This window comes from Streptomyces sp. NPDC030809 (assembly GCF_055572195.1).
The window spans coordinates 248,673-274,397 of record NZ_JBVIDV010000005.1; the positions used below are offsets into that span (position 1 = coordinate 248,673).

At 76.4% G+C, this 25,725-nt stretch carries 15 protein-coding genes; 9 read left to right on the plus strand and 6 right to left on the minus strand.

All coding sequences use genetic code 11. The features are described 5' to 3' along the window. Positions 1-207: 207 nt before the first annotated feature. The 8 genes from ACZ407_RS09545 to ACZ407_RS09580 all read left to right on the plus strand — a co-directional run bounded on the left by ACZ407_RS09545 (position 208) and on the right by ACZ407_RS09580 (position 18,192). A complete protein-coding gene (locus tag ACZ407_RS09545) occupies positions 208-1,074 on the plus strand; it encodes a DUF4132 domain-containing protein (RefSeq protein ID WP_468126937.1) in 867 nt (288 codons plus the stop codon). Then, the gene (locus tag ACZ407_RS09550) at positions 1,071-6,116 is read left to right on the plus strand and encodes a DNA-binding protein (protein WP_468126938.1); all 5,046 of its coding nucleotides are present in this window, start codon (positions 1,071-1,073) and stop codon (positions 6,114-6,116) included. The genes ACZ407_RS09545 and ACZ407_RS09550 overlap by 4 nt, the downstream gene beginning before the upstream one ends. Before the next feature lie 165 nt (positions 6,117-6,281). Then, positions 6,282-7,442 carry an ATP-binding protein gene (locus ACZ407_RS09555; protein ID WP_468126940.1) on the plus strand — a complete coding sequence of 387 codons (1,161 nt, stop codon included), beginning with the start codon at positions 6,282-6,284 and terminating at the stop codon, positions 7,440-7,442. Positions 7,443-7,837: 395 nt separating this feature from the next. Beyond that, positions 7,838-11,731 (plus strand): DUF5682 family protein, encoded by a 3,894-nt coding sequence (locus ACZ407_RS09560; protein WP_468127115.1) that lies wholly within the window; start codon positions 7,838-7,840, stop codon positions 11,729-11,731. Continuing rightward, the gene (locus ACZ407_RS09565) at positions 11,728-13,653 is read left to right on the plus strand and encodes a hypothetical protein (RefSeq protein WP_468126942.1); all 1,926 of its coding nucleotides are present in this window, start codon (positions 11,728-11,730) and stop codon (positions 13,651-13,653) included. The genes ACZ407_RS09560 and ACZ407_RS09565 overlap by 4 nt, the downstream gene beginning before the upstream one ends. Positions 13,654-13,883: 230 nt before the next feature. Beyond that, positions 13,884-15,575: a LuxR C-terminal-related transcriptional regulator gene (locus tag ACZ407_RS09570; protein WP_468126944.1), complete on the plus strand. Its 1,692-nt coding sequence runs from the start codon at positions 13,884-13,886 to the stop codon at positions 15,573-15,575. Positions 15,576-15,741: 166 nt separating this feature from the next. Beyond that, entirely contained in the window at positions 15,742-17,127 is a 1,386-nt protein-coding gene (locus ACZ407_RS09575; RefSeq protein ID WP_468127116.1) for an FAD-binding oxidoreductase, read from the plus strand. A 219-nt stretch (positions 17,128-17,346) separates the two neighbouring features. Then, positions 17,347-18,192 (plus strand): alpha/beta fold hydrolase, encoded by an 846-nt coding sequence (locus ACZ407_RS09580; RefSeq protein ID WP_468126946.1) that lies wholly within the window; start codon positions 17,347-17,349, stop codon positions 18,190-18,192. A 107-nt stretch (positions 18,193-18,299) separates the two neighbouring features. Here ACZ407_RS09580 and ACZ407_RS09585 read toward each other — a convergent pair whose 3' ends face one another. The 3 genes from ACZ407_RS09585 to ACZ407_RS09595 all read right to left on the minus strand — a co-directional run bounded on the left by ACZ407_RS09585 (position 18,300) and on the right by ACZ407_RS09595 (position 19,836). Next, positions 18,300-18,770, minus strand: coding sequence for a DUF2267 domain-containing protein (locus ACZ407_RS09585; RefSeq protein WP_468126947.1), 471 nt, complete (start codon positions 18,768-18,770; stop codon positions 18,300-18,302). Positions 18,771-18,842: 72 nt separating this feature from the next. Beyond that, positions 18,843-19,238, minus strand: coding sequence for a DUF2267 domain-containing protein (locus ACZ407_RS09590; RefSeq protein ID WP_468126949.1), 396 nt, complete (start codon positions 19,236-19,238; stop codon positions 18,843-18,845). 163 nt (positions 19,239-19,401) lie between these two features. Then, the gene (locus ACZ407_RS09595; RefSeq protein ID WP_468126951.1) at positions 19,402-19,836 is read right to left on the minus strand and encodes an Hsp20/alpha crystallin family protein; all 435 of its coding nucleotides are present in this window, start codon (positions 19,834-19,836) and stop codon (positions 19,402-19,404) included. A 126-nt stretch (positions 19,837-19,962) separates the two neighbouring features. Here ACZ407_RS09595 and ACZ407_RS09600 point away from each other — a divergent pair, with 126 nt between their 5' ends. Next, the gene (locus tag ACZ407_RS09600; RefSeq protein ID WP_468126952.1) at positions 19,963-20,619 is read left to right on the plus strand and encodes an HSP18 transcriptional regulator; all 657 of its coding nucleotides are present in this window, start codon (positions 19,963-19,965) and stop codon (positions 20,617-20,619) included. A 24-nt stretch (positions 20,620-20,643) separates the two neighbouring features. On the opposite strand, the gene ACZ407_RS09605 is transcribed toward ACZ407_RS09600, so the two are convergent. From ACZ407_RS09605 to ACZ407_RS09615, 3 genes are all read right to left on the minus strand, one after another. Then, a complete protein-coding gene (locus tag ACZ407_RS09605) occupies positions 20,644-21,297 on the minus strand; it encodes a response regulator (RefSeq protein ID WP_468126954.1) in 654 nt (217 codons plus the stop codon). A gap of 71 nt (positions 21,298-21,368) precedes the next feature. Next, entirely contained in the window at positions 21,369-22,571 is a 1,203-nt protein-coding gene (locus tag ACZ407_RS09610; RefSeq protein WP_468126955.1) for a sensor histidine kinase, read from the minus strand. Positions 22,572-22,885: 314 nt separating this feature from the next. After that, positions 22,886-25,132 carry a SpoIIE family protein phosphatase gene (locus tag ACZ407_RS09615; protein WP_468126956.1) on the minus strand — a complete coding sequence of 749 codons (2,247 nt, stop codon included), beginning with the start codon at positions 25,130-25,132 and terminating at the stop codon, positions 22,886-22,888. Positions 25,133-25,725: the final 593 nt, after the last annotated feature.

Genomic DNA, 25,725 nt, shown 5'->3' on the forward strand with positions numbered 1-25,725 from the left:
CCGCCCGGAACAGAGGACCGGCCGGTCTGGTGACGGACCGCAACCCCCGGGGAACCCCCTGTGGATGAGGGCCCGTCGGCTGTCGGCCCGGTACCGGCGTTGTCAGTGGCACCCGCTACTGTCCCGCTCATACCGCAGCCCAGGGGGAATCGGACCCCCTGGTTCCGGCTGCGCGGACGCTGACCGGGATACCGAGGGGGCACGAGGATGGGCTGGGTGGATACGGGCGAAGGGTATGAAATCGCCTTGCTGGAAGGCCGGGTGACGGCACGCGCTGTGACCGGCCGGTCCGCGGGGCGGCAGTTGAAGACGCTTCCCAAGGCCCTGCGCGACAACCCGGAAGTGGACCGGCTGCGCCGCCTGTCCGAGTGGCTGGACCGGCACGAGGCCGCCTGCGTGGCGCAGGTGGACGGCTGGATGGTCTCCTCGCTGCCCGTTCCCACCGCGCTCATCGCCCGCGTCTGGCCGGACGAGGCCTGGCAGGGCGCGCTGCGGGACGTCGCGGTGGTCGGCGAGGACCCGGACGAGGCCGGCTTCCTGCGGGGCGTCGGCGACGACGGCGCGCTGATGGTGGTCGACCTCGACGGCGAGACCGTGCGGCTGTCCGGCGCCACGGTGACGCTGCCGCACCCGGTGCTGCTGCCCGACCTGGAGGACGTACGCGAGTTCGCGGCCGAACTCGGCATCGTGCAGCGGGTCGAGCAGATCCACCGCGCCACCTGGACCAGGCCCGCGGAGCTCGCGGCCGGGGCGACCGAGGTACGGGAGTTCGCCGGCGGCGCCTACGCCTCCCGGTTCCGTCTCGCGGCCCGCGCCACGGGCCTCGGCTACCGCGTCTCCGGCGGCTACGCCACCTGCACCGTCCGCGATGCGGGCCGGAGCCTGGAGGCCGCCGTGTGGATCGGCGAGCCGTACTGGGACGGGGACGCCGCCACCGGCGCGCTGACCTGGCAGGACGAGGAGGGGCGGGCGGTCCCGCTGCGCGAGGTCGGACCGGTGGCCTGGTCGGAGGGGCTGCGCATGGCCGCGGCCCTGTACGCCGGGCGACGGATCGAGGAGGACGGGAAGGCATGAGCACCGCGACCACCCGAGCCACCGGCGCCACCCCGACGAAGAAGAAGACCGCACCCATGACGACCGTGACGACCACCGACATCGACGGCGCCCCCGCCGCCCGTGAGGCCGAACTGCTGCTCAAGGCCGGCGCCGTGCTCCCGCACGGCACCACCGGCGGCGGCCCCGATGCCGTCGGCCTGACGGCCCGCGCCTACCGCCACCCCGCACTCGGCGAGGACCGCGTGGTGGTCCGGCTGGCCGCCGCCGACCTCGGCGCCGCAGAGGACCTCGCCGCCGGGTTCCTCGGCCTGGTGCCGGACTGCGAACCCGCGCTGGTCGGCGTGGGCCGCCGCCAGGCGCTCGGCTTCCCCGAGTGGGTGCTCGTCCACCACCCCGAGGACGGCCACCACGCCCTCGCCCTCGTCCCCGAACTGGAGCGGGTGACCCGCCAGGCGAAGACCAAGCCCAAGGCGGCCATGGAGGCGTGCCAGGAGCTCGCCGACCGGCTCGCGGGCGCCGTCCCGCACTTCCTGCCGGTCTTCCTCGAAGAGGCCGCGCGGGTCTTCCTCGCGGTGGAGAACCCCGGCTTCGCGGCGCAGCTGTTCACCCGGGCCCGCAAGGCCGAGGCCGGCCACGGCCTGACGGTGGACCAGGACCGGCTCGACGCCGTCTTCCTGGAGTTCGCGCTCGCCGGAGCCCTGCCGGTGCGCGTGCTCACCTCCTACGCCAAGGACCTGGAGGCGCGCCTGCCGGCCGCCGAGGCCTACGACCGCTTCCGGCGCCTGTGCGTACGCCGCACCGCGGGCGGCATGGTGCCGTCCGCCCAGGTCGCCCCCGCCCTGCGCCGCCTGGCCCGCGCGGCCGGGCTGGACCCGGCCGCGGCGGAGCAGGAGCACCTCGCCGAGCTGCTGCCGCTGCCCGCCACCGTGCGCGCCGGCGCAGGCTGGTGGAAGGCCCACCGGGCGGCGCTGGCCGCCCTGGGGCGCCGGGATCCGGCCGTCCGCGGCACCCTGCTGACCCTCATGCCGCCGAACGCGGGGCACGACGAGCAGCTCACGCGCCTGTGGCTGGAGCTCCTGGAGGAGTCCGGCGCCACGGCCGGACTGATCTCCCCGGCGGCCGCGCCCGAGGAGCGCTGCGCCGACGGCACCGCAGGCTGGCTCGAACGGTTCGTCGACGCCCGCCACCACCACTGGAGCCGGCATCCCGGCCTGCCGCTGCTGCTCGACGTCGTGGAGCGCGCCGCGGACCGGCTGCGCACCGAACTCGCAGCTCCGGGAAGGGAGTCGGGTCTCAAGATCGGCCTGAAGGACGTGTGCCTGCTCGACCTGCTGCTCTCCCTGGGCATCCCGGTCGCCGACACGGAGGCCGAAGGCGTCCTGAGCCTGGACGGCTGGGCGGAGACCGAGGAGCGCCGCGACCTGGTGGCCCTCGCCGCCGACGAGCGGTTCCACCCGGCGTTCTTCCGCGCCGCGGACGCCTTCGTGGACTGCGATGCGCACAAGGCGGCGGTCCGGCTCCTCGTCCGGTCGCCCGGTGGCCGGCCCCTGCTCACCGCGTGGATGCGCGGCGTGGCGCGCGGCATCGCCGGGCTCGGTCTGCCGAAGCTCCCCGACGCCGTGGCCCGCCTGACCTGGCTGCCCGCCGAGGCACTGGCCCTGGCCCCGGAGGAGGTGGCCGCCGCGGCCGCCACCGACCTCGGCGCGCTGCTCGGCCGGACCCTGCGCGGCGGCCTGTTCGCCGAACTCTCCTGGCCCGCCTGGGAGGAGGCCCTCGCCGAGCTGGACCCCAAGGGCCACCGCAGGGACCTGAGCGTGGTCAGCGCCTGGCCCCACCTGATCGTGGCCAACAGCCGGCAGGCGCGCGTCATCGACGCCCGGTCCACCGTGCTCGTCCACGACCTGCGCATCCCCGGCGACGACCGCCGTTCCACCGGCTTCGCGTACGTCGACGGCGCCCTCATGGTGACCTGGCGCCACTGGCAGGGCGGCGCTCCCGCGCAGGGGTACTGGCACACGGCGCCGGACGAGGTCTTCACCCTGGACAGCGGCGCCCAGCCGTGGCGCGTCGGCCTCGGCGGGACCTGCCTGCCCCTCCCCGGCGGCGGGCTCTTCACCGGAGAAGGAGTCCTGCACCGCGGCGACACCCGGCTTCCCCTGGAGCGCGCGGCCCTCTCCGACGGCACCTCGTACTGGGTCTGGCGTGGTGAGGAGCGGCCGCCCGGCTGGTTCGAGTCCGACCCGGCCACCGGGGTCCAGGGGCGGCGCTCGCTGCCCGGATTCCTCGCCGAAGCCCTCCGGGGGCAGCCCGAGGGCAGCACCCTGTGCAAGGACTCCAGCTGGCTGCGCCCCGCGCCCGTCTTCGAGGACTCCGTGCTCGGCGCCCCCGTGGACGGGCTGCTCGGCTGGCGCGTGGTGGCACTGCCCGGCGGCGGCTGGTGCGCGAGCGACACCGCCGGACGCACCGTCACCGTGCCCGAGGACGGGGAACTCCCCCTCGCCGCGGTCACCTTCCCCGGTGACGACCGGCCGCGGTCGCTGTCCCTGCACTGGCAGGCGTACCGGCTCACCGACCCGGAAGGCGCGGTCACCACCAGCAACGGCAGCACCCCCGGAGTCGGCCGCGGCGACGGCCCCGGCACCCACCTCCCGCCCTCCGGGCACTGGTACGCGCTGCGCCCCCGGGACGTGGCCGGTTCCCTGGCGCTGCGCGCCGTGGACACGGCGGCGGCGTCCGAGCTGTTCGCGTCCGCGGCCCGGATCGTCCCCGTGGACGCCGACGCCGACGGCATGGCCGGGGCCCAGGGCACCGGGGGCCAGCGGGTCGCCGAGGAGCTGGTCGACCTGGTGCGCTGCGCCCTCCCCGAGGTCACCGCGCCGGAGCTGGTGCAGGCGGTCGTCGAGGAGCTCGTCCACGCCCTCGACCAGCGCGCCGCCCTCCGGGAAGTCGCCGAACGCCTGGCCGCGGGGGCGGACGCCGAGGACGGCGGCCGGGTCCCGCCGGGCCCCTGCGACCACGTCCTGCTCGACGCCGTGTGCGGCCTGACCGGAACCTTCCGCTTCGGGCACGACACCGAGACCACGTACTCCGTCTCGGGCGCCCTGCACGCCTTCGCGGAGGCCGTCGCCGACTCCGGGCCGGCCCCCGTGCCCGGCCGCCTCCACACCCAGATGCCCGGACTGCCGTACGCGGGGCGGATCCTGAACTGGACCGGACTGCTGGAGCACCCGGCCGCGGTCGCCTACCGCTCGGTCGCCCCGACCGCCAGTGACGAGCACCGGGAGGCGCTGCTCGCCCTGCTGGCCCGGATCGACGGTCTGGGCCTGGCCGCCGCGGCCGGCGGACGCTGGCGGCGCGCCACGGTCCGCCTGGCCCAGCGGGACCTCCGCAAGCCGGACGGGACCACGCACAACCCCCACCACCGCAGCATCCTCCCGCTCGGCGGCGGGGCCTTCCTGGCCACCGGCGAGGAGTGTGCGTCGGTGGCGGACGGCTGGGACATCGCGATGATCCAGCACGACCCGGCCGGCCGGTTCGACCTGCCCGGGCCGTACACCCTCCGCGGCGCCGCCCCGCTGGGCGACGCCGCACGCGGGACCGACTGGCTGCGCCGCTTCCTCGAAGAGGCCGCCGCGCGCGGCCCCGCGCCCTGGCGGCCCGAGGCGGCCGAGGAGTTCACCCGCCTCACGGGCGTCTCCGACACCCTCGCCCGGCTGCTGCTCGCCGGCCTGCCCGGGATCGACACCTGGGAGCACAGCTTCCTCACGGCGGAGCAGCGGGCCCTCCTGGGCGTCAAGGTCGCCGACGCGGCCGTGGCCAAGGACGAGGTCGGCGGCCTGTCCGGGGAGGTGCGCAGGGCCGTGATCGGCGCACTGCTGCCCGCGGACCCGGCCCGCCTGTGGACGGACGGCCCCGACGTGGCCGCGGCGGCCGAGGAGTGGAACCGGCGGGTCGGCCGGCGCGTCCCGGTCCCGCAGTGGCTGGCCACCGAGGCCCACAAGGCCGTCAGGGGAGGCTGGCCCGCCCGGCACTCGCTGCCCGCGGTCCTCGACCCGGCGTCCTCGCGCGCGCTCGGCACCGACGTGCCGTGGCACGTGAAGGGCGACCGCGTGGTCCCCCGGGAGGGGGCCGCGGACGAGGCCTTCTCGGCGGATGTCCTCACCGGCGCGGTCGCCATGACCGCCTGGCTGGCCCACCGCCTGCCGGCCGGCGACCCGTTGCGGTCCCTGCTGCCCGCGGCGCTCACCGAGATCCGCAAGCGGCTGGCCGCCCCGGAGCTGATGCTCAGCGTGGGCTGGTACACGGGGCTCGCGGAGTTCCGCAAGGCCGCGGGCGCCCCGACCCGCACGGCCGAGCACTACGAGGAGTACGGGGCGCTGGTCATGGCCACCGCGGACGACCGCCCCCTCCCGGCGGTCCGCCCGCACCTGCTGGACTCCGCCGGCGGCGACCCGTACCTGCCGCTGCTGCGCGGCTCAGGGCAGCAGCCCTTCCCCGTGGAGACCGCCCTGCGGCTGGTGGGCGACGCCCGCTTCGCCGCGCTGCTCGCCGAGCCGGGGGCACCGGCGGCGGGCGGGACGGACGCGGCGGGCACCTGGTGGCCCCAGGACCCGACGCGTTCGGTGCCGGAGCTCGTGACCGAGGCGGCGGCCGCGTACGGGCTGGGCGCGGATGCGGCGGCCCTGTACCTGATGCTGCTCGCGATGTCCGACCCCACCGACCGCAACACCGCTCGGTGGACGGGCTGGAAGCCGGCCCGGCTGAAGGCCGCGCGGGCCGAACTCGCCGCCACGGGCCTGGTGGTGGAGGCCACCCGGACCCGGGCCGGGCGGAGCCTGTTCCTGCCGGGCGGCTGGATCGAGGTCTCCGCGCCGATGGTGCCGGTGGAGGAATGGAAGGCGCCGCTGTACGAGCTGCTCTCGGGCCGTGCGGCGGGGCTCGGCGTGCTCGTTCCGGCGGAGCCGGTGGCCGACCTGTACCGCAGGGCCTGGCAGCGGGTCCGCGAGGGCGACGTGCCGCGCTTCGCGGAACTGAAGGTCCGGCGCGTCAGGCGCCGCTGAAACGAGGCCGGTGCCCCGGGGTGCCCCGCCGCCTGCCCGTCGGCGGGGCACGCCTGCCCCACGGGCGCGAGCCAGGGGCGGGTGCCCCCCCGGGGCTGACCACAGCGGACGCCCGGTCCGCAACCGCACACCACGACACACCACGAACGAAGGACACCCGCAACGATGACCGCCACCGCACAGCAGCCGGCCCCCGCCGCGCGCCAGTCGCTCCCTGCCGAGGAGCGGTACGCGACCGAACTCGCCTTCCTCGCCGCCCACGACAGCGGCCCCCGTCCGCCCGGCTGGGCCCTGACGCCCCGGGCCGTCGTGACCTTCGTGTGCGGCAGCGGCGGCGAGGAGCTCGCCCTGCCCCGCCGCCGTGCCGGTCTGCCGGCAAAGCTGGTCGTCGCGCCCAAGTTCGTCGGCGAGCGGGCCCTCGTCGAGCGCTGTGTCGTGACGCTCGCGGGCGAACGCGGCCTGCTCCTCGTCGGCGACCCGGGCACGGCCAAGTCCATGCTCTCCGAACTGCTGTCGGCCGCGGTCTGCGGCACCAGCGCCCTCACCGTCCAGGGCACCGCGGGCACCACGGAGGACGCCTTCCGGTACGGCTGGAACTACGCCCGGCTCCTCGCCCAGGGACCCAGCGCGGACGCCCTCGTCGACTCCCCGGTCCTCACCGCCATGCGCACCGGCCGGGTGGCCCGGATCGAGGAGATCACCCGCTGCCTGCCCGAGGTGCAGGACGCCCTGGTGTCGATCCTGTCCGAGCGCCGGGTCACCGTGCCCGAACTGACCGCCACCGAGGACGCCGTGGTCGGCGCGGCGCCCGGCTTCACCGTCATCGCCACCGCCAACCTGCGCGACCGCGGGGTCTCGGAGATGTCCGCGGCCCTCAAGCGGCGGTTCAACTTCGAGACCGTGCAGCCGATCGCCGACGCCGACGCCGAGGCGGACCTGATCCGCCGCCAGGCGGTGGCCGCCGTACAGCGCGCGGGTGCGGAGTTCGGCGTGGACGACGCGGTGCTGGACGCGCTCGTGACCGTCTTCCGCGACCTGCGCACGGGCCGCTCCGCCGAGGGCTGGGACGTGGAGCGCCCCGGCACCGTGATGTCCACCGCGGAGGCGGTCCAGGTGGCGGCCTCCCTCGGGGTCTCCGCCGCCTACCTGCCCGGCGGGGACGTCCTCGACCTGCTGCCCGGTCACCTGCTCGGGGTGGTCCGCAAGGACGACCCGGCCGACCACGAGCGCATGCTCGGCTACTGGGACGGACCGGTCCGCCGCCGCGCCGAGGACGGCTCGGCGATGTGGCGCCGCCTGTGGGACCTTCGGGGGAACCTGCGATGACTGCTTCCCGCACGAATCCCCTGCCTGCGGGCACCCCCGGCCTCGGCCGGGCAACGGCAGCGCCGACCGCACACGGCGGGAGTGCAGCGGCTGTCGCGGTCACTGCCGCGGTTCCGGTCCCAGCCGCGGTTCCGGTCGCAGGCGCAGGCACGGTCGCAGGTGCAGGCGCAGGCGCAGGCGCGAGGAAGGACGCCGGCACGGGCCCGGTGGCGGCGCCCGGGTACCCCGCGGTTCCGGCATCGCCTGCAGGCCCGTCGGCGGAACCGGTGACGGGCGCGGAACCGGTGGGCGCAGGACCGGTGAGCGCGGAGCCGGCGGGCGCGGGCCCGGCGACCGCGGCAGGCAGTGCCACGGCGGGACCCGGCACCACCGCCGCGGCCGATCCGCGGGCCGTCGTGGACGCGCTGGCCGCCTCCCGGCAGCCGTTCCTGCTCGGGGTGCGCCACCACAGCCCGGCCCTGGCCGCGGTGGTTCCCGCCCTGCTGGACGCCTCCGGCGCGGACGTGGTCTGCGTGGAACTGCCCGCCGACTTCCAGGACTGGCTCGCGCACCTGGCCGACCCGGAGACCCTTGCGCCGGTGGCCTTGGCGGGTGCCGGCACGGACGGCCGCCTCGCCTTCTACCCCTTCGCCGACTTCTCTCCCGAACTGGCGGCGATCCGCTGGGCGCGCGCGAACGACGCCGAAGTGCTCTGCTGCGACCTGCCGTTGGGCGACGAGGGCTGGGCCGCCGGGGAGCCGCCCGGTCCGGCGGCGCCCGGCCCCGGCGCGGGGAACGCCATTGGGCTCCCCGGCGCTCCGGGCACGGCTGAGGTTCCCGTTCCCCGGGATTCCGCGCCGCTTCCGCCCTCCCAGGCCGACGGCATCGGCCCTGCGCAGGCGGTGGCCATCGCCGCCGGACGGTCCTTCGCGGAGGCGCTCGCCGCCGCCGGTACCGGGCGCGAGGGCGAGGACATGTGGGACCGCGCCGTGGAGGTGCAGGCCCCCGGGTGCGCTCCCGAGGCCGTCCGCCGTGCCGCGCTCGGCGTCGGCTGGGCGCTGCGCAGCGACGCCGCGGCCGCCGGCGGCGTCCCCGCGACCGACCTGGCGCGCGAGGCACACATGCGCCGCGTGATCCGCACCGCCGCGGAGACGGGCCGTACCGTCGCGGCAGTCATCGGCGCCTTCCACGCCCCGGCCCTCCTCACCCCGGCGGACGAGTCCCTCATCGCCCCTCCCGGCCGACTCCCCACACTCTCCCCCGACCCCGACCCCGACCCCGACCTCTCGCCGCTCGGCACCCGGCCCACCCGGGGCACCCCCACCCCCGCACCGACCACAACCGACGCGTCGGAGGCGGTGCCGGTGGGGGTTCCGGGGGCCGTGGACCTGCCGGTGGGGCCTCCGGACGGGGGGCACGTGCACCCGGCCGGGGGCGGCGGCCCCCGCGCGGGACGCCCGGGCGTCGGCAAGGCGGGCGGGGACGCCCTCGTGACCTCCCTCGTCCCGTACTCCTTCGACCTGCTGGACTCCCGGTCCGGCTACCCCGCCGGCATCCGCGACCCCCTCTGGCAGCAGGCCGTGTTCCGTGCGGCCGGGGATCCCCAGCGGGTGTCCGAGGCCGCATCGCGGGCCGTCACGGACGTGTGCCGCGAGCTGCGCGCGGCGGGGCACGCGGCCGGGACCGGAGAGGCCGCCGAGACGCTGCGGCTGGCCGGGGACCTGGCCCGGTTGCGCGGCCTGCCGGCGCCGGGGCGCGGTGAGCTGCTGGAGGCCGTCACCTCCGTGCTGGGTCAGGGCGAACTCCTCGGCCGGGGGCGGGCGCTGGCCCGCGCCCTGGACGCCGCGCTCGTCGGCACCGGCCGCGGCCGCCTCGCGCCTGCCACCCCCCGCTCGGGCCTCGGGCCGTCCGTGGAACGGGAGCTGGCCGAGCTGCGGTTGCCCGGTCCCGAGGACCCCGCCTTCCGCGAGGTCCGCCTCGACCCGCTGCGCTCACCGCTCGACGCCCGCCGCGAGGTGCTGCTCCAGCGGCTGCTGGTCTGCGGCGCCTCCTACGGGGACCCCGTCAAGGTGGCGGGCACCGGCGACGGCACGGCGCTCGGTACGAAGTGGCGGCTGAAGTGGACGCCTTCCGTCCAGGCCCGCCTGGACCTGGCCGGTGTCCGTGGCGTCACCGCGGCCCAGGCCTGCGCCGGCACCCTGCGGGCCACCGCCCGCCGCGAGGCGTCCGAGGGCGGGCCGACCTGTGCGCAGATCCTCACCGGGCTGGCCGCCGCCGCCCGTTGCGACCTGCCCGAGCTGGTCGGCGTACGGCTGGCGGAGGCCGCCGGGACCCTGCCGGAGTCGGCGACCCTCCCCGAACTCCTGGAAGCGCTCGACCTGCTGGACGCCCTGCACCGGGGCCACCTGCCCGGTACGGGGCAGCGGGGGCGCGCCGCGGCCGCCGCGCTCGCCGCCGAGCTGCTCGAGGCCGCCGTACGCACCCTCCCGGGGCTGGCCGGAAGCGAGGACCCCGCGGACGCCGCCGCGCTGGTGGCGCTCGCCGACCGGGCCGCCGCCCACCGCCTCGGGCTCCGCCTGGACCAGGCGCTCGCCGCGCTTGCGGGCTCCGCCTCGCCGATGATGCAGGGCGCGGCGCTGGCCGTACGGGCCCTGCTCCTGCTGGACTCGACGGCGGAACTGGGCGGGCGGGCCGCCGGGTGGATCGACACCGCCACGGACGCGGACGGCCGCCGCCGGCTCACCCGCCGGCTGGGCGGGCTGCTCACCGCCGCCGGCCCCCTGCTCCAGGCTTCCGCGGACGCCCTCGACCCCCTGCTGGACCGGATCGAGACCCTCGACGACCGGGAGTTCCTGGACCGCCTGCCGGCCCTGCGCGGCGGGTTCGACGTACTGGCCCCGGCCGCTCGCGGCCGCCTGCTCGACACGGTCACGGGGCGGCTGGGCGACCGCCTGGACCTCGCACTCCAGGCGCCGCCCGCACTGCTCGCCCTGTGGGCGGCGGCCGACGCCGCGGGCGCAGCCGCGCTGAAGGCCCTTCCCGCACCGGGGTCCGGCCCCGACTCCCGCTCCCACTCCGGATCCGCGCCGGCACCCGCAGCCGCCCCGTCCGCCCCTCCCGCATCCGGCGCCACCGCATCCGCCACGCCGCGCGGCACCGGCGGGCCCGCGGAGCGGCCCCCGCAGCGGATCGCCGCCCCCGACCGCTGGCGGCTGCTGCTCGGCCGCGAGCACGACCGGCTCGCGGGCACGGCCCGGCGGCACGCCCGCGCCCTCGACGAGCTGTACGGCGCAGGGCGCGGCGAGGGTGCCGCGGATCTGGACCGGGGCGGGGTACCGGGACCGGGCGGTGGCCAGGAGGCCTCTTTCCCCACCGCCCGGGAGTGGGCCGGGGAGCTGGAGGCCCTGTTCGGCGCCGACATCCGCGAGGAAGTGCTCTCCGCCGCGGCCGACGCCGGCCGCACCGACGTGCTGACCCAGCTGGACCCGTCCTCCGTACGGCCGTCCGTGGAGCTGCTCACCTCCGTGCTGTCGCTGGCCGGCGGCATGCCGGAACACCAGCTGGCCCGGCTGCGCCCCCTGGTCAAGCGACTGGTGGAGGAGCTCGGCCGGGAACTGGCCACCCGGACGCGTCCGGCCCTGTCCGGGCTCACCACCCCCCGTCCGACCCGCCGCCCGGGCGGCCGTCTCGATCTCGCCCGTACGCTGCGGGCCAATCTGGCGCACACCCGGCGGGCCGAGGACGGCCGGGTGCAGATCGTGCCCGAACGCCCGGTGTTCAGCACCCGGGTGCGCAAGGAGGCCGACTGGCGGCTGATCCTGGTGGTCGACGTCTCCGGCTCGATGGAGGCGTCGGTGGTCTGGTCCGCGCTGACCGCCGCCGTGCTGGGCGGGGTGCCCGCCCTGTCCACGCACTTCCTCGCGTTCTCCACCGAAGTGGCGGACCTGACCGACCGCGTGGACGATCCGCTGTCCCTCCTGCTGGAGGTACGTGTCGGCGGCGGTACGCACATCGCGGCGGGGCTCGCGCACGCCCGTTCGCTGATCACCGTCCCGAGCCGGACCCTCGTCGTCGTGGTCAGCGACTTCGAGGAGGGGTACCCGGTGGGCGGCCTGCTGGGCGAGGTGCGGGCCCTGGCCGCGTCCGGCGCCCACCTGCTCGGCTGTGCGGCCCTCGACGACTCGGGCACGCCCCGCTACTCGGTTCCCGTCGCCCGCCAACTCGTCGCCGCCGGTATGCCGGTGGCGGCTCTCAGCCCGCTCGCCCTCGCCCGCTGGGTGGGCGACCGTCTCCGTGGAGAGGCCCGTTGAGCCCCGACCCGACCCCGACCCCGACCCCGACCCCGATCCCGATCCCGATCCCGATCCCCGAAGCGTCCGCCGGTCTGCCCCCGGTCGCACCGTCCGTCCTCGCCGAGGCAGTCGAGGGCCTGACCGGCAGGCTGCGCAAGAAACTGGACGCGGCGATCGCCGACTGCGCCGGGGCCGCGGTCGGCGCCCCGGACGGTTCGTTCACGGTCCGTTTCGGCGAGGACACCGTGGTCACCCTGCGACCGGACGCTTCGGGTGCGGTCACGGCCGCCGGCCAGGCCGTGTGCGGCTGCCTCCTCGCCCCGCGCTGCCTGCACCGCGCCGCGGTACTCGGCGCGGCACCGATCGCCGACCTCCCTGCCGAGGCGGAGGAGCCGACGCCGGAGGGGACGGCTCCGGAGCCGTCGCCGGGGAGGACTCCGTCAGGGCGACCGGCGCTGGAGGCATCCGCCTCGGACGCCCCTGCCGCCGGGGACGCCACCGCGGTCCAGCTCACCGCGGCCCAGCTCACCGCGGCCGGCGCCCTCTGGCAGGCGGCCGCCACCGCCCTGGCCGGCGGAGTGTCCGCGTCCGGCGCCGTCGTACAGGCGGAACTCCTGCGCGCCGCGCACGGCGCACGCGTGGCCGGCCTGCCGCGCGCCGAGGCCGCCGCCCTGCGCCTGGTCCGCGGGCTGCGCGCCGCCCGCGACCGCAGTTCGACGCAGCGGCTGTCCAACCTGACCGCCGCCTTCCGGGAACTCCTGCGGATCAGCGCCGTACTCGCCGCCGGGACCGGCGACCCCGTCCTCGTCGGCGGCACGCGGCGCGCGTACCAGGCGGGCGGCAGCCTGCGGGTGTACGGGCTCTGCCGGGAGCCGGTGCTGTCCGCCACCGGATACGGCGGGGTCGTCACCCACCTGGTCACGCCCGACGGCGCCCGCCTGTCCGTCTCCGACGTCAAACCCGGCGGCCTGTCCCGCGCCCGCGGTGCCGGCTCCGCCTCCGTGGCGATCGGCGGCGCGGTGCTCGACCATGCCGGACTGGCCCGCGGCGGCCTGCTGGTCGTGGGTGCCACGGTCTCGGCCGACGGCCGCCTCGGATCCGGGCGCGGGGTCAAGGCCACGCCGCTGCGCGGCATCCCGTGGACGGAAGGGCCGGCCGCCGCGCTGTTCGCCCGTCCCGCGGCCGAGGCAGTCACCGCCCGGCAGGCGGAGGCGGCCGCCGACGGCGGCCGGTCCGGACTGCTCGGCTGCGAGGTGGAGGTGACCGGCGCCGCGGGCGAACACCTCCTCGTACGCGAGCTGTCCCCGGACGGCACCGTCCGGGACGGTGCGCCGCTCCTGCGCCTGCTACCCGCCCACCCGCACCCCGAACTGCCGTACGTGGCCAACCTGCGCCGCCTCGCCGGCTGTCCGGGGCTGCGCATGCGGGTGCTCGGCCGGCCCGACCTCGACCGGGCCGCCACGCTCCGCGCCGTCTCCGTCGGACCGGTCCCCGGGGCCGAGTACACCCTGCGGCTGCCGGAGGAGTGGCTCGGCCGGGCCGACCTCGGCTACGACCGCATCCAGGGGGAACACCTCCCCGCAGGCTCCCCGGGGCCCGTGCCGCAGGCGGTGGACCCGGGCCCGGACCTGCTGGCCGACTCCCCGCTGTGGCGGGTGCGCCGGCTGCTGGAGACCGGCGTGTCCGGGGGGCGCCGCGCGGTGTCCGAAGCCGCCCGCGGAGGCGAACCGGTCAGCCGCCCCGACCTGCTGCGCCGCGCCGGTTTCGGTACGGCCGCCGATCTGGCGGACACCCTGACCGCCGAGGCGGACTGTCGGACCCGCGATGCCTTCGGCCGCCTGGCGGACCCCTCCGCCGACCGCTGGGCCCGCGCCTGGCTCGCCTCGGCCGTCCACCTCGCGGCCTCCGAACGCGCCCTGATCACGGCGTCGTGGTCCTGAGACGGCGGTGCCGCACGCGAAGCGCCCCGCGAGCGCACCGAGCACGACCTGCTGCGGGCATGCGTCCTCGCCGCGGCCGCCCTGGCCGCGACGGTCTCGGTCACGTCCGGCACGGCACGGCACGGCACGGCACACGCCAACGGCGACAGCCGGGAGACCGATCCCCTCCCCAGCCGTCCCGCTCGCCGCCCGGACCGCAGGAGCCCGCCCGGGCTCCTATGCTGGGAAGGGTGATCACCGGCGTCGAACGGGCGATCGGCCGAGCCAGGGATGCTGCCGAGCAGGAGGCCTGGGCGGAGGCGTACGGCCTGCTGCACGGCCTGGATCCGGACCGGCTCGGGGCCGATGACCTCGCCGTGCTCGCCGACGCCGCCTGGTGGACGGGCCGGATCGACGAGTCGGTGGACGCCCGCCGCCGCGCCTACGGCGCCTACCTCGCGGCCGGGGCGGCCCGCCGGGCCGGGATGATGGCCTGGCTCCTCTACTACGAGCACCTGCTGGCAGGACGCGTCAGCGCGTCCTCCGGCTGGCTGGAGCGCGCCCGGGAGCGGCTGCGCGACGAGCCCGAGTGCGCCGAGCACTGCTACCTGGCCTGGGTGGAAGCGGAGAAGGCGCAGCGGCGCGGCGCCTTCGGCGAGGCCGCCGGACATGCCCGGGCGATGGCCGAGATCGCGCGCCGGTGCGGCAGCGCCGACCTGCTGGCGATGAGCGCCCTCGCGCAGGGCGGCGTGCTGCTGGCCGAGGGCCGGGTGGCGGAGGGGCTGGCCCGCATGGACGACGCCCTGTGCGCGGCCACGGCGGGCGAGCTGAGCAACTTCTTCACCGGCTGGATCTACTGCCTGGGCCTCCAGGCCACGATGGCCTGCGCCGATCTGCGCCGGGCCGCGGAGTGGACGGACGCGGCGATGGCCTGGTGCGCGGAGATGCCCGAGGCGAACAACTTCCGGGGCCTGTGCCGGGTGCACCGGGTGGAGATCGCGGAGCTGACCGGGGACTGGTCCCGGGCCTGCGCCGAGGCCTCGGTGGCCTGTGCGGAGCTGCTCCCGTACGAGGCCCGCATGGCGGGCGGCGTGGTGTACGTGCGGGCCGGCATCGAGCGGCGGCGCGGGGACCTGGCGGCGGCGGAGGCCTCGTACGCGCGCGCCCACGAGCTGGGCCGGGACCCGCAGCCGGGGCTTGCGCTGCTGCACCTGGCGCAGGGCCGCGCCGCGGCGGCCGCGGCGGGACTCCGGGTGGCGCTGGCGGCTTCGGCCGGGGCGGGCGCCGGGGGGCCGCCGACCCGGGAGCGGACCGGCCTGCTGGCGGCGCAGGTGGAGGTGGCGCTCGCGCTCGGTGACACCGTCCAGGCGCGTGCGGCGGCTGCGGAGCTGGCGGACCGGGCCCGCGCGTGGGCGCGGCGCTGCGGCTCGGAGACCACCGTTCCGCAGGCCGTGGCGGACTCGGCGTGCGGGGCGGTGGCGTACGCGGAGCATGACGTGCCGGGTGCGCTGGTGCTGCTGCGCCGGGCGCTGGCGCTCTGGCTGCTGCTGGGCGTGCCGTACGAGGCCGGACAGGTACGGATGACCTTGGCGGCGGCCGAACGCGCGGCCGGCGACACCGAGGGCGCCAGGTTGGAGCTCGGGGCCGCGCGGACGGTGTTCGAGGAGCTGGGCGCGGTGCCCGACGCCCGCCGGGCGGCCGCGCTGCTCGACGCGGCGCCGGGCCCGCTGCCGGGGGGCCTGACCGGGCGCGAGACGCAGGTGCTGCGGCTGGTGGCGGCGGGCTGCACGAACCGGGCCGTTGCCGCGCAGCTGGGGATCAGCGAGCACACGGTGGCGCGGCACCTGAACAACATCTTCGCCAAGCTGGACGTGCCGTCCCGGGCCGCCGCGACGGCGTACGCGTACACGCACGGGCTGCTGCCGGTGCCGCACGGTACGTGACGTCCGGCCCGCGGAGCTCCGCCGGCGCCGCTGCCGTGGGCTCTTCTGCCCATGCCGCCGGGCGTGCGATGGGTGGTTCCGGCGATGAGGGCGCGGGTCCGCCCGGCGTAGAACGGTGCCGTGGGCGGGGAACGGACGACAACGGATGCGTGAGGCGGTGGACGCCATGGCCACCTACACGGCGGCACTCGACGGAAAGCTCGTCGAACGGCTGCGCGGCGCGGTCCGCGGGGAGATCGTGGAACCGGGCGACCCGGAGTACGACGAGGCGCGCAGGGTCTACAACGCGATGCACGACAGGCGGCCTGCGGTGGTCGTCCGGGCGGTGGACGCCGGCGACATCATCGCGACGGTGGACCTCGCCCGGGAGCAGGGCCTGCCGCTGGCGGTGCGCGGCGGCAGCCACGCCGTCGCCGGGTACGGCACCTGCGACGGCGGCGTCGTGCTGGACCTGGGGCGGATGCGCGGCGTCCGGGTGGACCCGGCCGCCCGGACCGCCCGGGCCGAGGGCGGCGCGACCTGGGGCGATTTCAACCACGCCACGCACGCCTTCGGGCTGGCCACCACCGGCGGGGTGGTGTCCACCACCGGCCTCGGCGGGCTGACCACGGGCGGCGGCATGGGCTACCTGGCCCGCCGCTGCGGTCTGGCCTGCGACAACCTCGTCTCGGCGGACGTGGTGACGGCCGACGGCCGCCTGGTGACGGCCGACGCGGAGCACGAGCCGGACCTGTTCTGGGCGGTCCGGGGCGGCGGCGGCAACTTCGGCGTGCTGGCCTCGCTCGAGTACCGGCTGCATCCGGTCGCGGACATCCTCGGCGGCCCCACCTTCTACCCGCTCGACGCCGAGGTGCTCCGCCGGTACCGCGAGCTGATCGCCACCTCGCCGGAGGAGTTCAGCGCGCTCATGGTCGTCGCGCTCGGGCCCCCGCTGCCGTTCCTGCCGGAGCGCTGGCACGGGCGGCCGCTGTGCGGGACGGTCACCTGCTGGACGGGCGATCCCGCCGAGGACGACCGGATCCGTGCCCGGCAGGCCGAACTGGGCCCGGTCCTCGGCCAGTTCCTGGAGCGCATCCCCTATCCGGTGGTCAACACCCTGTTCGACGAGATGCTGCCGGCGGGGCTGTTCCACTACTGGAAGGGCACGTTCAGCTCCGGGCTTCCGGACGGTGCGATCGATGCGTACGTGCAGTACGGGCAGGACACGCCGTCGATCGAGAGCGCGACGGTGATCTTCCCGATCGACGGCGCGTGCCACCGGGTGGGGCCCGACGAGACGGCGTTCGCCTACCGGGACGCCGACTTCTCCACCGCGCTGAGTCCGGCGATGCGCACCCGGGAGGAGTGCGAGGCGCAGGTGCCGTGGGTACGGGCCTTCGCCGAGGCCCTGGCCCCGCACTCGCTGCCGGGGGCGTACGTCAACTTCATGGACGGCGACGACCAGGACCGCGTACCGCTCAACTACCGGCAGAACCACGACCGTCTGCGCGCCCTGAAGCGGCGTTACGACCCGGACAACGTGTTCCGCCTCAACCACAACATCGCCCCGTGAGGGGTGGAGGCCGCATCGACGGCGCCGTCCCGCCCGCCCGCATCCTGCGGACGGGCGGGACGGCGGCAAGGGGGTCAGGAGCGCTCCGGCACGTTGCCGTGCACCGCGGTACGGACTGACGGCCGGACGTGTGGCCGTGCGGCGCGGGGCGTTGCCGCGGGCGGGGGGTGGTGGGTGAATGGCGGCTGCGAGCAGCTGCCACCGTCGAGGAGGCCGGGGATGTCACGGGTCGGAGTGAACGGGGTCGATCTCTTCTACGAGCTGGGCGGGGACGGCGATCCGCTGGTCCTCGTGCACGGTTCCTGGAGTGATCACGAGAGCTGGCGCGCGGTGCTGCACGCCCTTGCGCTGCGGTTCCGGGTGCTGGTGTACGACCGGCGGGGGCACAGCCAGAGCGAACGCCCGGCGGGGCAGGGGTCCCGGTTCGAGGACGAGGAGGACCTGGCCGCCCTGATGACGGCGCTGGGGTTCGCACCGGCTTACGTGGCGGGCAACTCCTTCGGCGCCTCGACTGCGCTCGGCCTGGCGGCGCGGCGGCCCGAGCTGTTCCGGGGGCTCATCGCGCACGAGCCCCCGCTCATGGGCATCGTGGCCGACGACGCCGCGTTGCAGCCGGTGATGGCGGCCGCCGGGCGGAGCATCGACCCCGTCCTGGCGCACCTGCGGGCGGGCGAGGCGCTCGCGGGAGCGCGGCAGTTCGCCGAGGAGGTCGCGCTCGGACCGGGCGGGTGGGAGCAGTTGCCGGAGCGGGTCCGCGACACGTTCGTGCTCAACGCGCCGACCTTCCTGGACGAGCAGGCCGACCCGGGGTGGGCGGATCTCGACCTGGGCCGGCTCTCCGGGTACGCCGGACCCGCCCTGATCTCGGCGGGCAGTACGAGTCCGCCGTGGTTCGCCACGATCACGGACCGCCTGTCGAAGGCCCTGCCCCAGGCCGAGACGCACACCTTCGAGGGAGCGGGGCACATCCCGCACATCAGTCATCCCGAGGCGTACGCGGCGCGCGTGATCGCGTTCGCGGACCGGGCGAGCCGGCGCGGGGCGCAGCGCGCCGGGGCGATCTGAGGGCCGTCCGGCGCAGGGCGGGGTGCTCGGCGCCGCCGCCCCCGGCGACCACCCGGTGCCCGCGCGAGCCACCCACCCGGCCTGCGGACGCCCGGTGCGCCCCGGGGTCAGGCCGCGTGCTGGGGCCGGTGCAGCTCGTCCTGGTGCTGCGGCCGGGGCAGCTCGGCCTGCCCGAACAGGAGCGCGTAGCCGGGGGGCAGGTGGGCGAACAGCCGGGCGAGGAGGTCGGGGCCGAGGAGGCGGGCCACGACGGACAGCACGGCGCCGGTGTCCCAGCGGGCGACTGCCGGGCTGGTGCCGGTGCGGGCGGCGAGGTCCTTGACGAACCCCCAGCCGGTGAGCTGCTCGGTGGCGGGGATCTGCGCGGTCAGCACGAGGGCGGCTTCGACGGGCAGGCTCTGCGCGAGGTCCACGCGCTCCATGCCGGTGATCTGCCGGCCGAGGGCGGCCAGGACGTTGCGGACGGCTTCCTCCGCGCGGTCGCGGGTGGGGTAGGCGCCTTCGTAGCGCACGCGTTCCAGCATCCGGTCGAACGTCATGGCCGTGGCGGGCCCTGCCGGTCGGGGCTGGTCGTACATGGCGGCGATGGCCTTTCTCTGTGTCGTTTCGGGTGGGAGCTGGGCTGCCGAGGTCTGCCGTCGGCAGGGGCCTCAGGCGGGGTGGGGGTGGCCGAAGAGGACGTCGTAGCCGGGGGGCAGCTGGAGCAGGATCTCGTGGGTGAGGTCCTCGCCGGCCGCTGCGGCCGCGGTGGACAGGACGGCGCCGATGTCCCACAGGGCGGTCGCCTCGGTGGCGCCTTCGATCCAGGCGGCGGTCGCACGGACGAAACGCTCGGGAGTGAGCGGTTCGGCGGCCTGCAGGGGGTTGAGCAGGATCAGGGCGTAGGCCTCGGGAAGACGGGCGGCGAGCTCGGCCCGTACGGTGCCGGCCAGGTGCGCGCCCAGCAGGGCCAGGACGACGCGGGCCGCCCGTTCGGCTTCCGCGCGGGTGCGGTATTCGCCGCGTTCCTGGATCTGTTCCAGGAAGCTGTCCATGCGCATCGTCATGGTGTCATCACCTCCGCGGGACGGAGCGCGGGACGGGGAGGGGCGTGGGCCGCGGTGGCGGTGCCGGTGCCGTGAAGCGGCGGGCGGGCTGCCGGAGGGGGATCGGTTCGCCCGTCCGCCGCCGCTGGGTGGCCGGCCGGTGAGCCGCGCGGGCGGTCGGGTGTCAGCCGGCGAGCTGCTTGCGGCCGGAATCGCCGCGGATGGCGATCTTGCGGGGCTTGGCGAGCTCGGAGATCGGGATCCGCAGGGTCAGAACACCCGCGTCGTAGTCCGCTTCGATGTGCTCGGTGTCGAGGGTGTCGGCCAGCATGACCTGGCGGGAGAAGACTCCGAGCGGCCGCTCGGACAGCTCCATCTGCACCCCGTCGGACTTCTGCACAGGGCGGCGCTCGGCCTTGACGGTCAGCATGTTCCGCTCGACGTCGATGTCGATCGCCTCGGTGCTCACTCCGGGCAGGTCGAAGGCGATCACGTACGCGTCGCCCTCCCGGTAGGCGTCCATCGGCATCACGGACGGCTTGGACCACGTGCCGGACGTGCCGGAGAGCTGCTGGACGATGCGGTCCATCTCGCGGAACGGGTCGGTGCGCATCAACATCGCGAAAACACCTCCAGTTGGTTGCGGCAGGAACTGCCAATGCGCTTCAACTGCCTCCGTTGTAACATGTCATCGAAACGATGACAAGCAGGATGTCATCCTCAGGACGACGCAGAGGAGAAGCTGATGGACGAGGCCGCCCCCCACCCGCGGCAGGTGTCCTTCGCCGCCGCTGCAGCGGCGCTGGAGAGCATCGAGCGGGCCGTACGGGACGCGCAGGGAGCCCCCGCCGCCGCAGCGGGCGCCGTGGAGCCGGCCGGGGGCCCGCACCGGGCGCTCGCGGCCCTGCTGGTCCTGCGCGAGGTCCGCGAGCAGCTCGCCGGGTGGGAAACGGTCCTGATCGAGACCGCGCGCGAGCACGGGGCGAGCTGGGCCGACCTGGCCGGCCCCCTCGGCGTCGCCAGCCGCCAGGCCGCCGAACGCCGCTACCTGCGCCAGCGCCCGGGTGCGGCCGGTTCCACGGGCGAGCAGCGGGTCGAGGCCACCCGCAGCTCCCGTGCCGCCGACCGGAGCGTGAGTGCGTGGGCCCGGGACAATGCCGCCGACCTGCGCCGCCTCGCGGGCCAGGTCACCGCCCTCGGCCTGCCGGGCAGCGCCGACACCGCGGTCGGCGACCTCAACCTCGCCCTCGCCGACGACGACGCGGCCCGCCTCGTCCGCCCCCTGACCGACAGCCGCCCCCACCTGCGCGCCGAGGACTCCGAGCTCGCGGACCGCATCGACGCCATGACCGCCCACACCGACCGGCTCCGCAAGGACACCCGCGACCGGCGCAGCACCTGAGGCCTGCGGGGCCGGGGCGGGGTTTCAGGAGGTGACCAGGCCGGCCTCGTAGGCGAGGACCACGGCCTGGGCGCGGCTGGTGAGGGACAGCTTGCTCATGCAGCGGTGGACGTGGGTCTTGATGGTGGCCGGGCTGAGGACGAGGCGGGCGGCTATGTCGGCGTTGGACAGGCCCGCTCCGACCAGGGCGAGGACTTCGGCTTCGCGCGGGGTGAGGGCGGCCAGGCCCGGGGCCGGAGGGGCGGGGCGCCCGGCGGGGGTGCAGGCCGTGACGAGCTGGCGCAGCGCGGCGGGGCTGAGGAGGGTCTCGCCCGCATGGACGGTCTGGATCGCGGAGATGAGGCGTTCGGGCGGGGTGTCCTTGAGCAGGTACCCGCTGGCGCCGGCGCGCAGCGCCTCGTAGACGTGCACGTCGAGGTCGAAGGTGGTCAGCATGATCACCTTGGGCGCGTGGTGGGGCAGCCGTTCGAGGAGTTCGGCGGTGGCGGCGATGCCTCCGATCCCGGGCATGCGGACGTCCATCAGGACGATGTCGGGGCGCAGTTCGAGGGCGGCGGCCACAGCGGCTTCGCCGCTGTCCGCCTCGCCGACGACGGTGAGCCCGGGCGCGGCGCGCAACAAGGCGATCACCCCCGAGCGGACGAGGATCTGGTCGTCTGCGACGAGGATCGTGGGCATGCAGGTGTCCCCCTGGAAGGCCTGGACTGCCGTGCCTGGTCCGGGCGTTGGCGTCGGCGTGGGCGTCGGCGTCAGCGAACGGGCGGTGCGGGCAGGGTCAGCTCGACTTCGAAACCTCCCTCGGGGCGGGTGCCGGCCCTGACCGAGCCACCGTAGATTGTTGCCCGCTCCCGCATGCCGATCAAGCCGTGACCAGGGACGTCCCGCGGGCCGGGCAGGTGTGCGCCGGGGCCGTCGTCGGTGACGCGGACCCTCAGGGTGCCGTCCCGGTGCGTGAGGGCGACGGTGGCACTGGCCCGGGGCGCGTGCTTGAGGACGTTGGTCAGGGCTTCCTGGACGATCCGGTAGGCGCACAGGTCGATCCCGGCGGGCAGCGGGGCCTCGGGGCGGTCGCCGGTGATCCGTACGGGGACCCCCGCCGCGGTGACGCGGGCGGCGAGTTCGTCGAGCCGGGCGAGTCCCTGGGCGGTGAGATCGCCGTCGCCTGCGGGACCGCCGCCGTGCTCGACCCCCTGGCGCAGCACCGCGAGCATCCGCCGCATTTCGTCGCCGGCCTCGCGGGCGCTGCCGTTGATCGTGCGCAGCGCGGTGCGGGCGGCATCCGGGTCGGAGGTGAACACGTAGTCCGCGAGGCCCGATTGGATGGAGATGACCGACACGTGGTGGGCGATGACGTCGTGGAGTTCGCGGGCGATGCGCATGCACTCGTCGGCGACGGCCCGCCGGGTCCGCATCTCCTGTTCGTGCCGGAGCTGCCGGGTCAGGGCGGCCAGGCGCTCTCCGCGCTCGGCGAAGCGGCGCGACACGTCCCCGGTCACCCAGGTCACGGCGGCGGTGGCGGTGACGAACGCGACGCTGAGCGCCCCGATGCCGGGCTCGGCGAGCCGGGTACCCCACAGCAGGACCAGCCACGCGACCACGGCGGCCGGGACCGACACCCGCCGGGCGCGGTGTGCGGCGACGGTGTAGCAGGCCAGGGCGAGTCCGCAGACCGCCACGGGATGGTAGTAGGCGAGGGTGAAGTAGCACAGGACGACCGCCGCGGTGCTCGCAAGCACGGCGAGCGGGAAGCGGCGCCGCACGGCGAGGGGAAGGTAGACCGCCGCGAGCAACACGTACGCCAGCTCGTCCGTGTCACGCCAATATCCGTGCGGATCGGGCCAGTTGTGCAGCATCGTGGCCGAGATGCCCAGCGAGGCGACCGCGTACACGCCGTCCGCCACCTGCGGAAGCGCCGCCCGAACCGCGCCCCGCCGTCCCCCTGATGTCGTCATGGACCCAGAGCGTAAACGGGCCGCCCTGCGAGCGGTTGCAACCCTGGGTGTAGGCCGTCGTACACCCAGGGTGGGCGGTTCGGGATACACCTGTGGGGGGCCGCGCACGCGCCCGTCCGTTCGTAGGCTTTACCCGTCGGGCCGAGCGGGCCGATGACGCGACCACTCTCCCTCCGGTCGGGCGCCCCGCCCGACCGGCACGGGCGGCCCCGGCCAACGGGGGACCGAGGGGAAGCTGCGCCGGACCCTGCCGTGCGCTCCCCCTCGGTTCGGCCGGGGCCGCCCTGCACTGCTCCCGAACGGAACGCATCCGGTCACCGGCCCGGGAACGGGTCTGCGGTGGTCCGCAGCAGGAGGAGGGCCGTGTCGTCGGTGTAGCGGCCGGTGGGCCAGGCGCGGCGGATGAGGCGGTCGACGAGGTGGTCGACCTCCTCTTCGTGGTGGCGGGCGAGGTGCTCGGCCAGGTCGGCGGCGGTCAGGTCGGGGTCGGAGCCGGGCACTTCGACGAGTCCGTCGGTGTAGAGGGCGAGGGTGCTCTGCGGCGGGAGGGCCAGGTCGGTGACGGGATGGGGCGCACCCGTGTCGATGCCGAGCGGCGGGGCGGGGTCGAGCCGGACGACGAGGCCCGGCCGGCCGGGGCGGTGCAGCAGCGGCGGCGGATGGCCGGCGCTGGCCAGCGTGGCCCGGCCGTGGGCGAGGTCGATCCTGGCGTACAGGGTGGAGACGAGCAGGTCGGTGCCCAGGTCCATGAGCACCCGGTTGGTGCGGGCCAGGACCTGGTCCGGCGGGGCGTCGGCGGTGGCGCGGATGGCGGTGCGCACCTGGCCCATGAGGGCGGCGGCGGAGACGTTGTGGCCCTGGACGTCGCCGATGACGGCGGCGACGGTGGTGGCGTCGAGGCGGATGACGTCGTAGAAGTCGCCGCCGATGTCCATGCCGCGGCTGGCGGGCAGGTAGCGGGCGGCCATGGCGAGGCCCGGCACGGCGGGCAGGCTGTGCGGCAGGAGGGTTTCCTGGAGGCCGAGGGCGAGGCCGTGGACGGCGTCGTAGAGCCGGGCCCGGTCCAGGGCCTGGGCGATCAGGCCGGCGAGGGAGGTGAGCACCGCGCGCTCGTCGGCGGTGAACGTGTGCGGTCGGTCGTAGGAGAGGATGCAGCAGCCGACGGGGCGGCCGGAGATCAGGAGGGGCAGGAAGGCCCAGGCTCGTTTGCCGCTCATCAGGGGGGCTTGGGGGAACGCGGCCGCCATCTCGCCGATGTCGGCGAAGAAGGACGGGATGCCGGTGGACAGGACCCGCCCGGCGGGGGTGACGCCGGTGCCCAGGGGCAGTCCGTCGAGGCGTTCGATGGTCTGCCGGTCGTAGCCGTGCCAGCCGGTGATCTTCAGGCGGCCGGCCTCGGCCGCGGAGAGCACCAGGCCGTCGGCGCCGAAGGCGGGCAGGACCTGGCCGGCGACCAGCTCGACCACGTCGCTGACGGCCACGGTCTCGGTCAGGGCGGACGCCAGGTGCAGGAGCTGGTAGAGGCGTCCGCTGTGGGCGGTACGGGAGGCGGCGGAGGCGGGGGCGCGCACGGGCACCGGCCGGGGTGCGGATCCCGGTGCGGGTTCGGCTTCGGGGACGGGTACGGGTACGGATTCCGCTTCGGGTGCGGATCCCGGTGCGGGTGCAGATCCCGGTTCGGATTCCCGTGCGGGTTCCGCTTCGGCGACGGGAGTGATGCGGACGCTGATGCCGCTGGCGTCCGGGTAGAGCTCGAAGCGGAGCAGGCGGTCCGGGGGGCGCGGGGCGGTGAACTCGACCGGTTCGCGGCTGATCACGGCGGTGCGGTAGTGGTCTTCGACGGCCGGCTGGTCCAGCCAGGGCAGGGACTCCCAGGGCCGGGTCCCCAGCAGCCGGTCCGTGCCCCGGCCGAGCAGACCGGCCGCCGCACCGTTCACGAAGGTGATCCGGCCCTCCAGGTCCAGGGCCAGCGCACCCTCGGGCAGCCGCTCGGCGTAGTCCGCGGCCGCCTGCCCGGTCCGGCCGGCGTACGGGTACCCCTCGGCCAGTGACACCCGCTGCGGCCGCTCGGGCACTTCCGGCGGTTCCGGGGACTCGTCAAGGGCGTGCGCGATGCGCCTGGCCTCGGCGGAGATGTGGCCGCGCTCGCGGCGGGAGGCCCGCTCCGGGCGGGAGGCGGGCCACAGCAGCACCAGGCCGCCCCACCGGCGGGAGCGCCCGGGCAGCGGTGCGGCCGCGAGGGCGAAGCGGTACGGGAGGCTCGCCGCGACCCGGGGGTACGCGCGGGCCAGGTCCTCCTGGGAGCCGACCCACACCAGGCGGTTCTCGCGGACGGCCTCGCTGACCGGAGCGGCGGTCGCGAGCGGGATCCGGCGCCACGGCCAGACCACCTCCTCCGGCAGCCCGCACAGCACCGCCAGGCCGAGCGTCCCGGCGGCCCGGTCCAGCAGGTAGAGGGCTCCTGCGGAGGCGCCGGTGCGGTGGACGGTCTCGACCAGCGCGGTGGCGAGCAGGTCCGTCCCGCCGGGCCGCGCGCCGAAGCCGGGTACCGCAGCTCGCATATCAGGACCATACGCCGAGAAGCCGCACCGCTCGCGCCGGTCGGGGGCCGGGGCGGCCGTCCGGGGCGGCCGGTCCGGCAGGGGTCCGCCGCACCTCTGGCAGAGCCGCGCGCCCGGCGCGTGGTGCGGGGACGGACCGGGCGCGCGGGGCGCGTCCGCGCCGGGATCCTGCCGTGCCCGCGGGCCCGGGTCCGGGCCCGCGTCGGCGCGGGCGGCGCGATCGGCGCGATCGGCGCGGTCGGCGCGGTCGGCGCGGGCGTCATGGTCTCGCCGCGGCACGTGCGTCGCCGCGGCACGTGCGCGGCCGTCCCTCGTCCTCGTGCGCCGTCCGGGCGGTTCGGATTTCGCCCACCCCGCAGGCGGTCCCGGATCCCCCGTTCTCGGTTCCGGCCGGGAGGCCGCGGCGCGGCGGCGCGGCAGGGAGGCCGTCAGGACGTGGCCGCCGGACGGGGTGCTCCCGGCTTCGAGGCCGGCGCCTGCCGCCGTGAAGTCACGGCGAAGCGAGGCCGGTCCGAGCCCGCCGGAGTGCCGCACGACGCGGGCCGCGCGCCGGGGGGCGCGCGCCGGGGGGCGCGGCCCGTGACGGGCGGGTG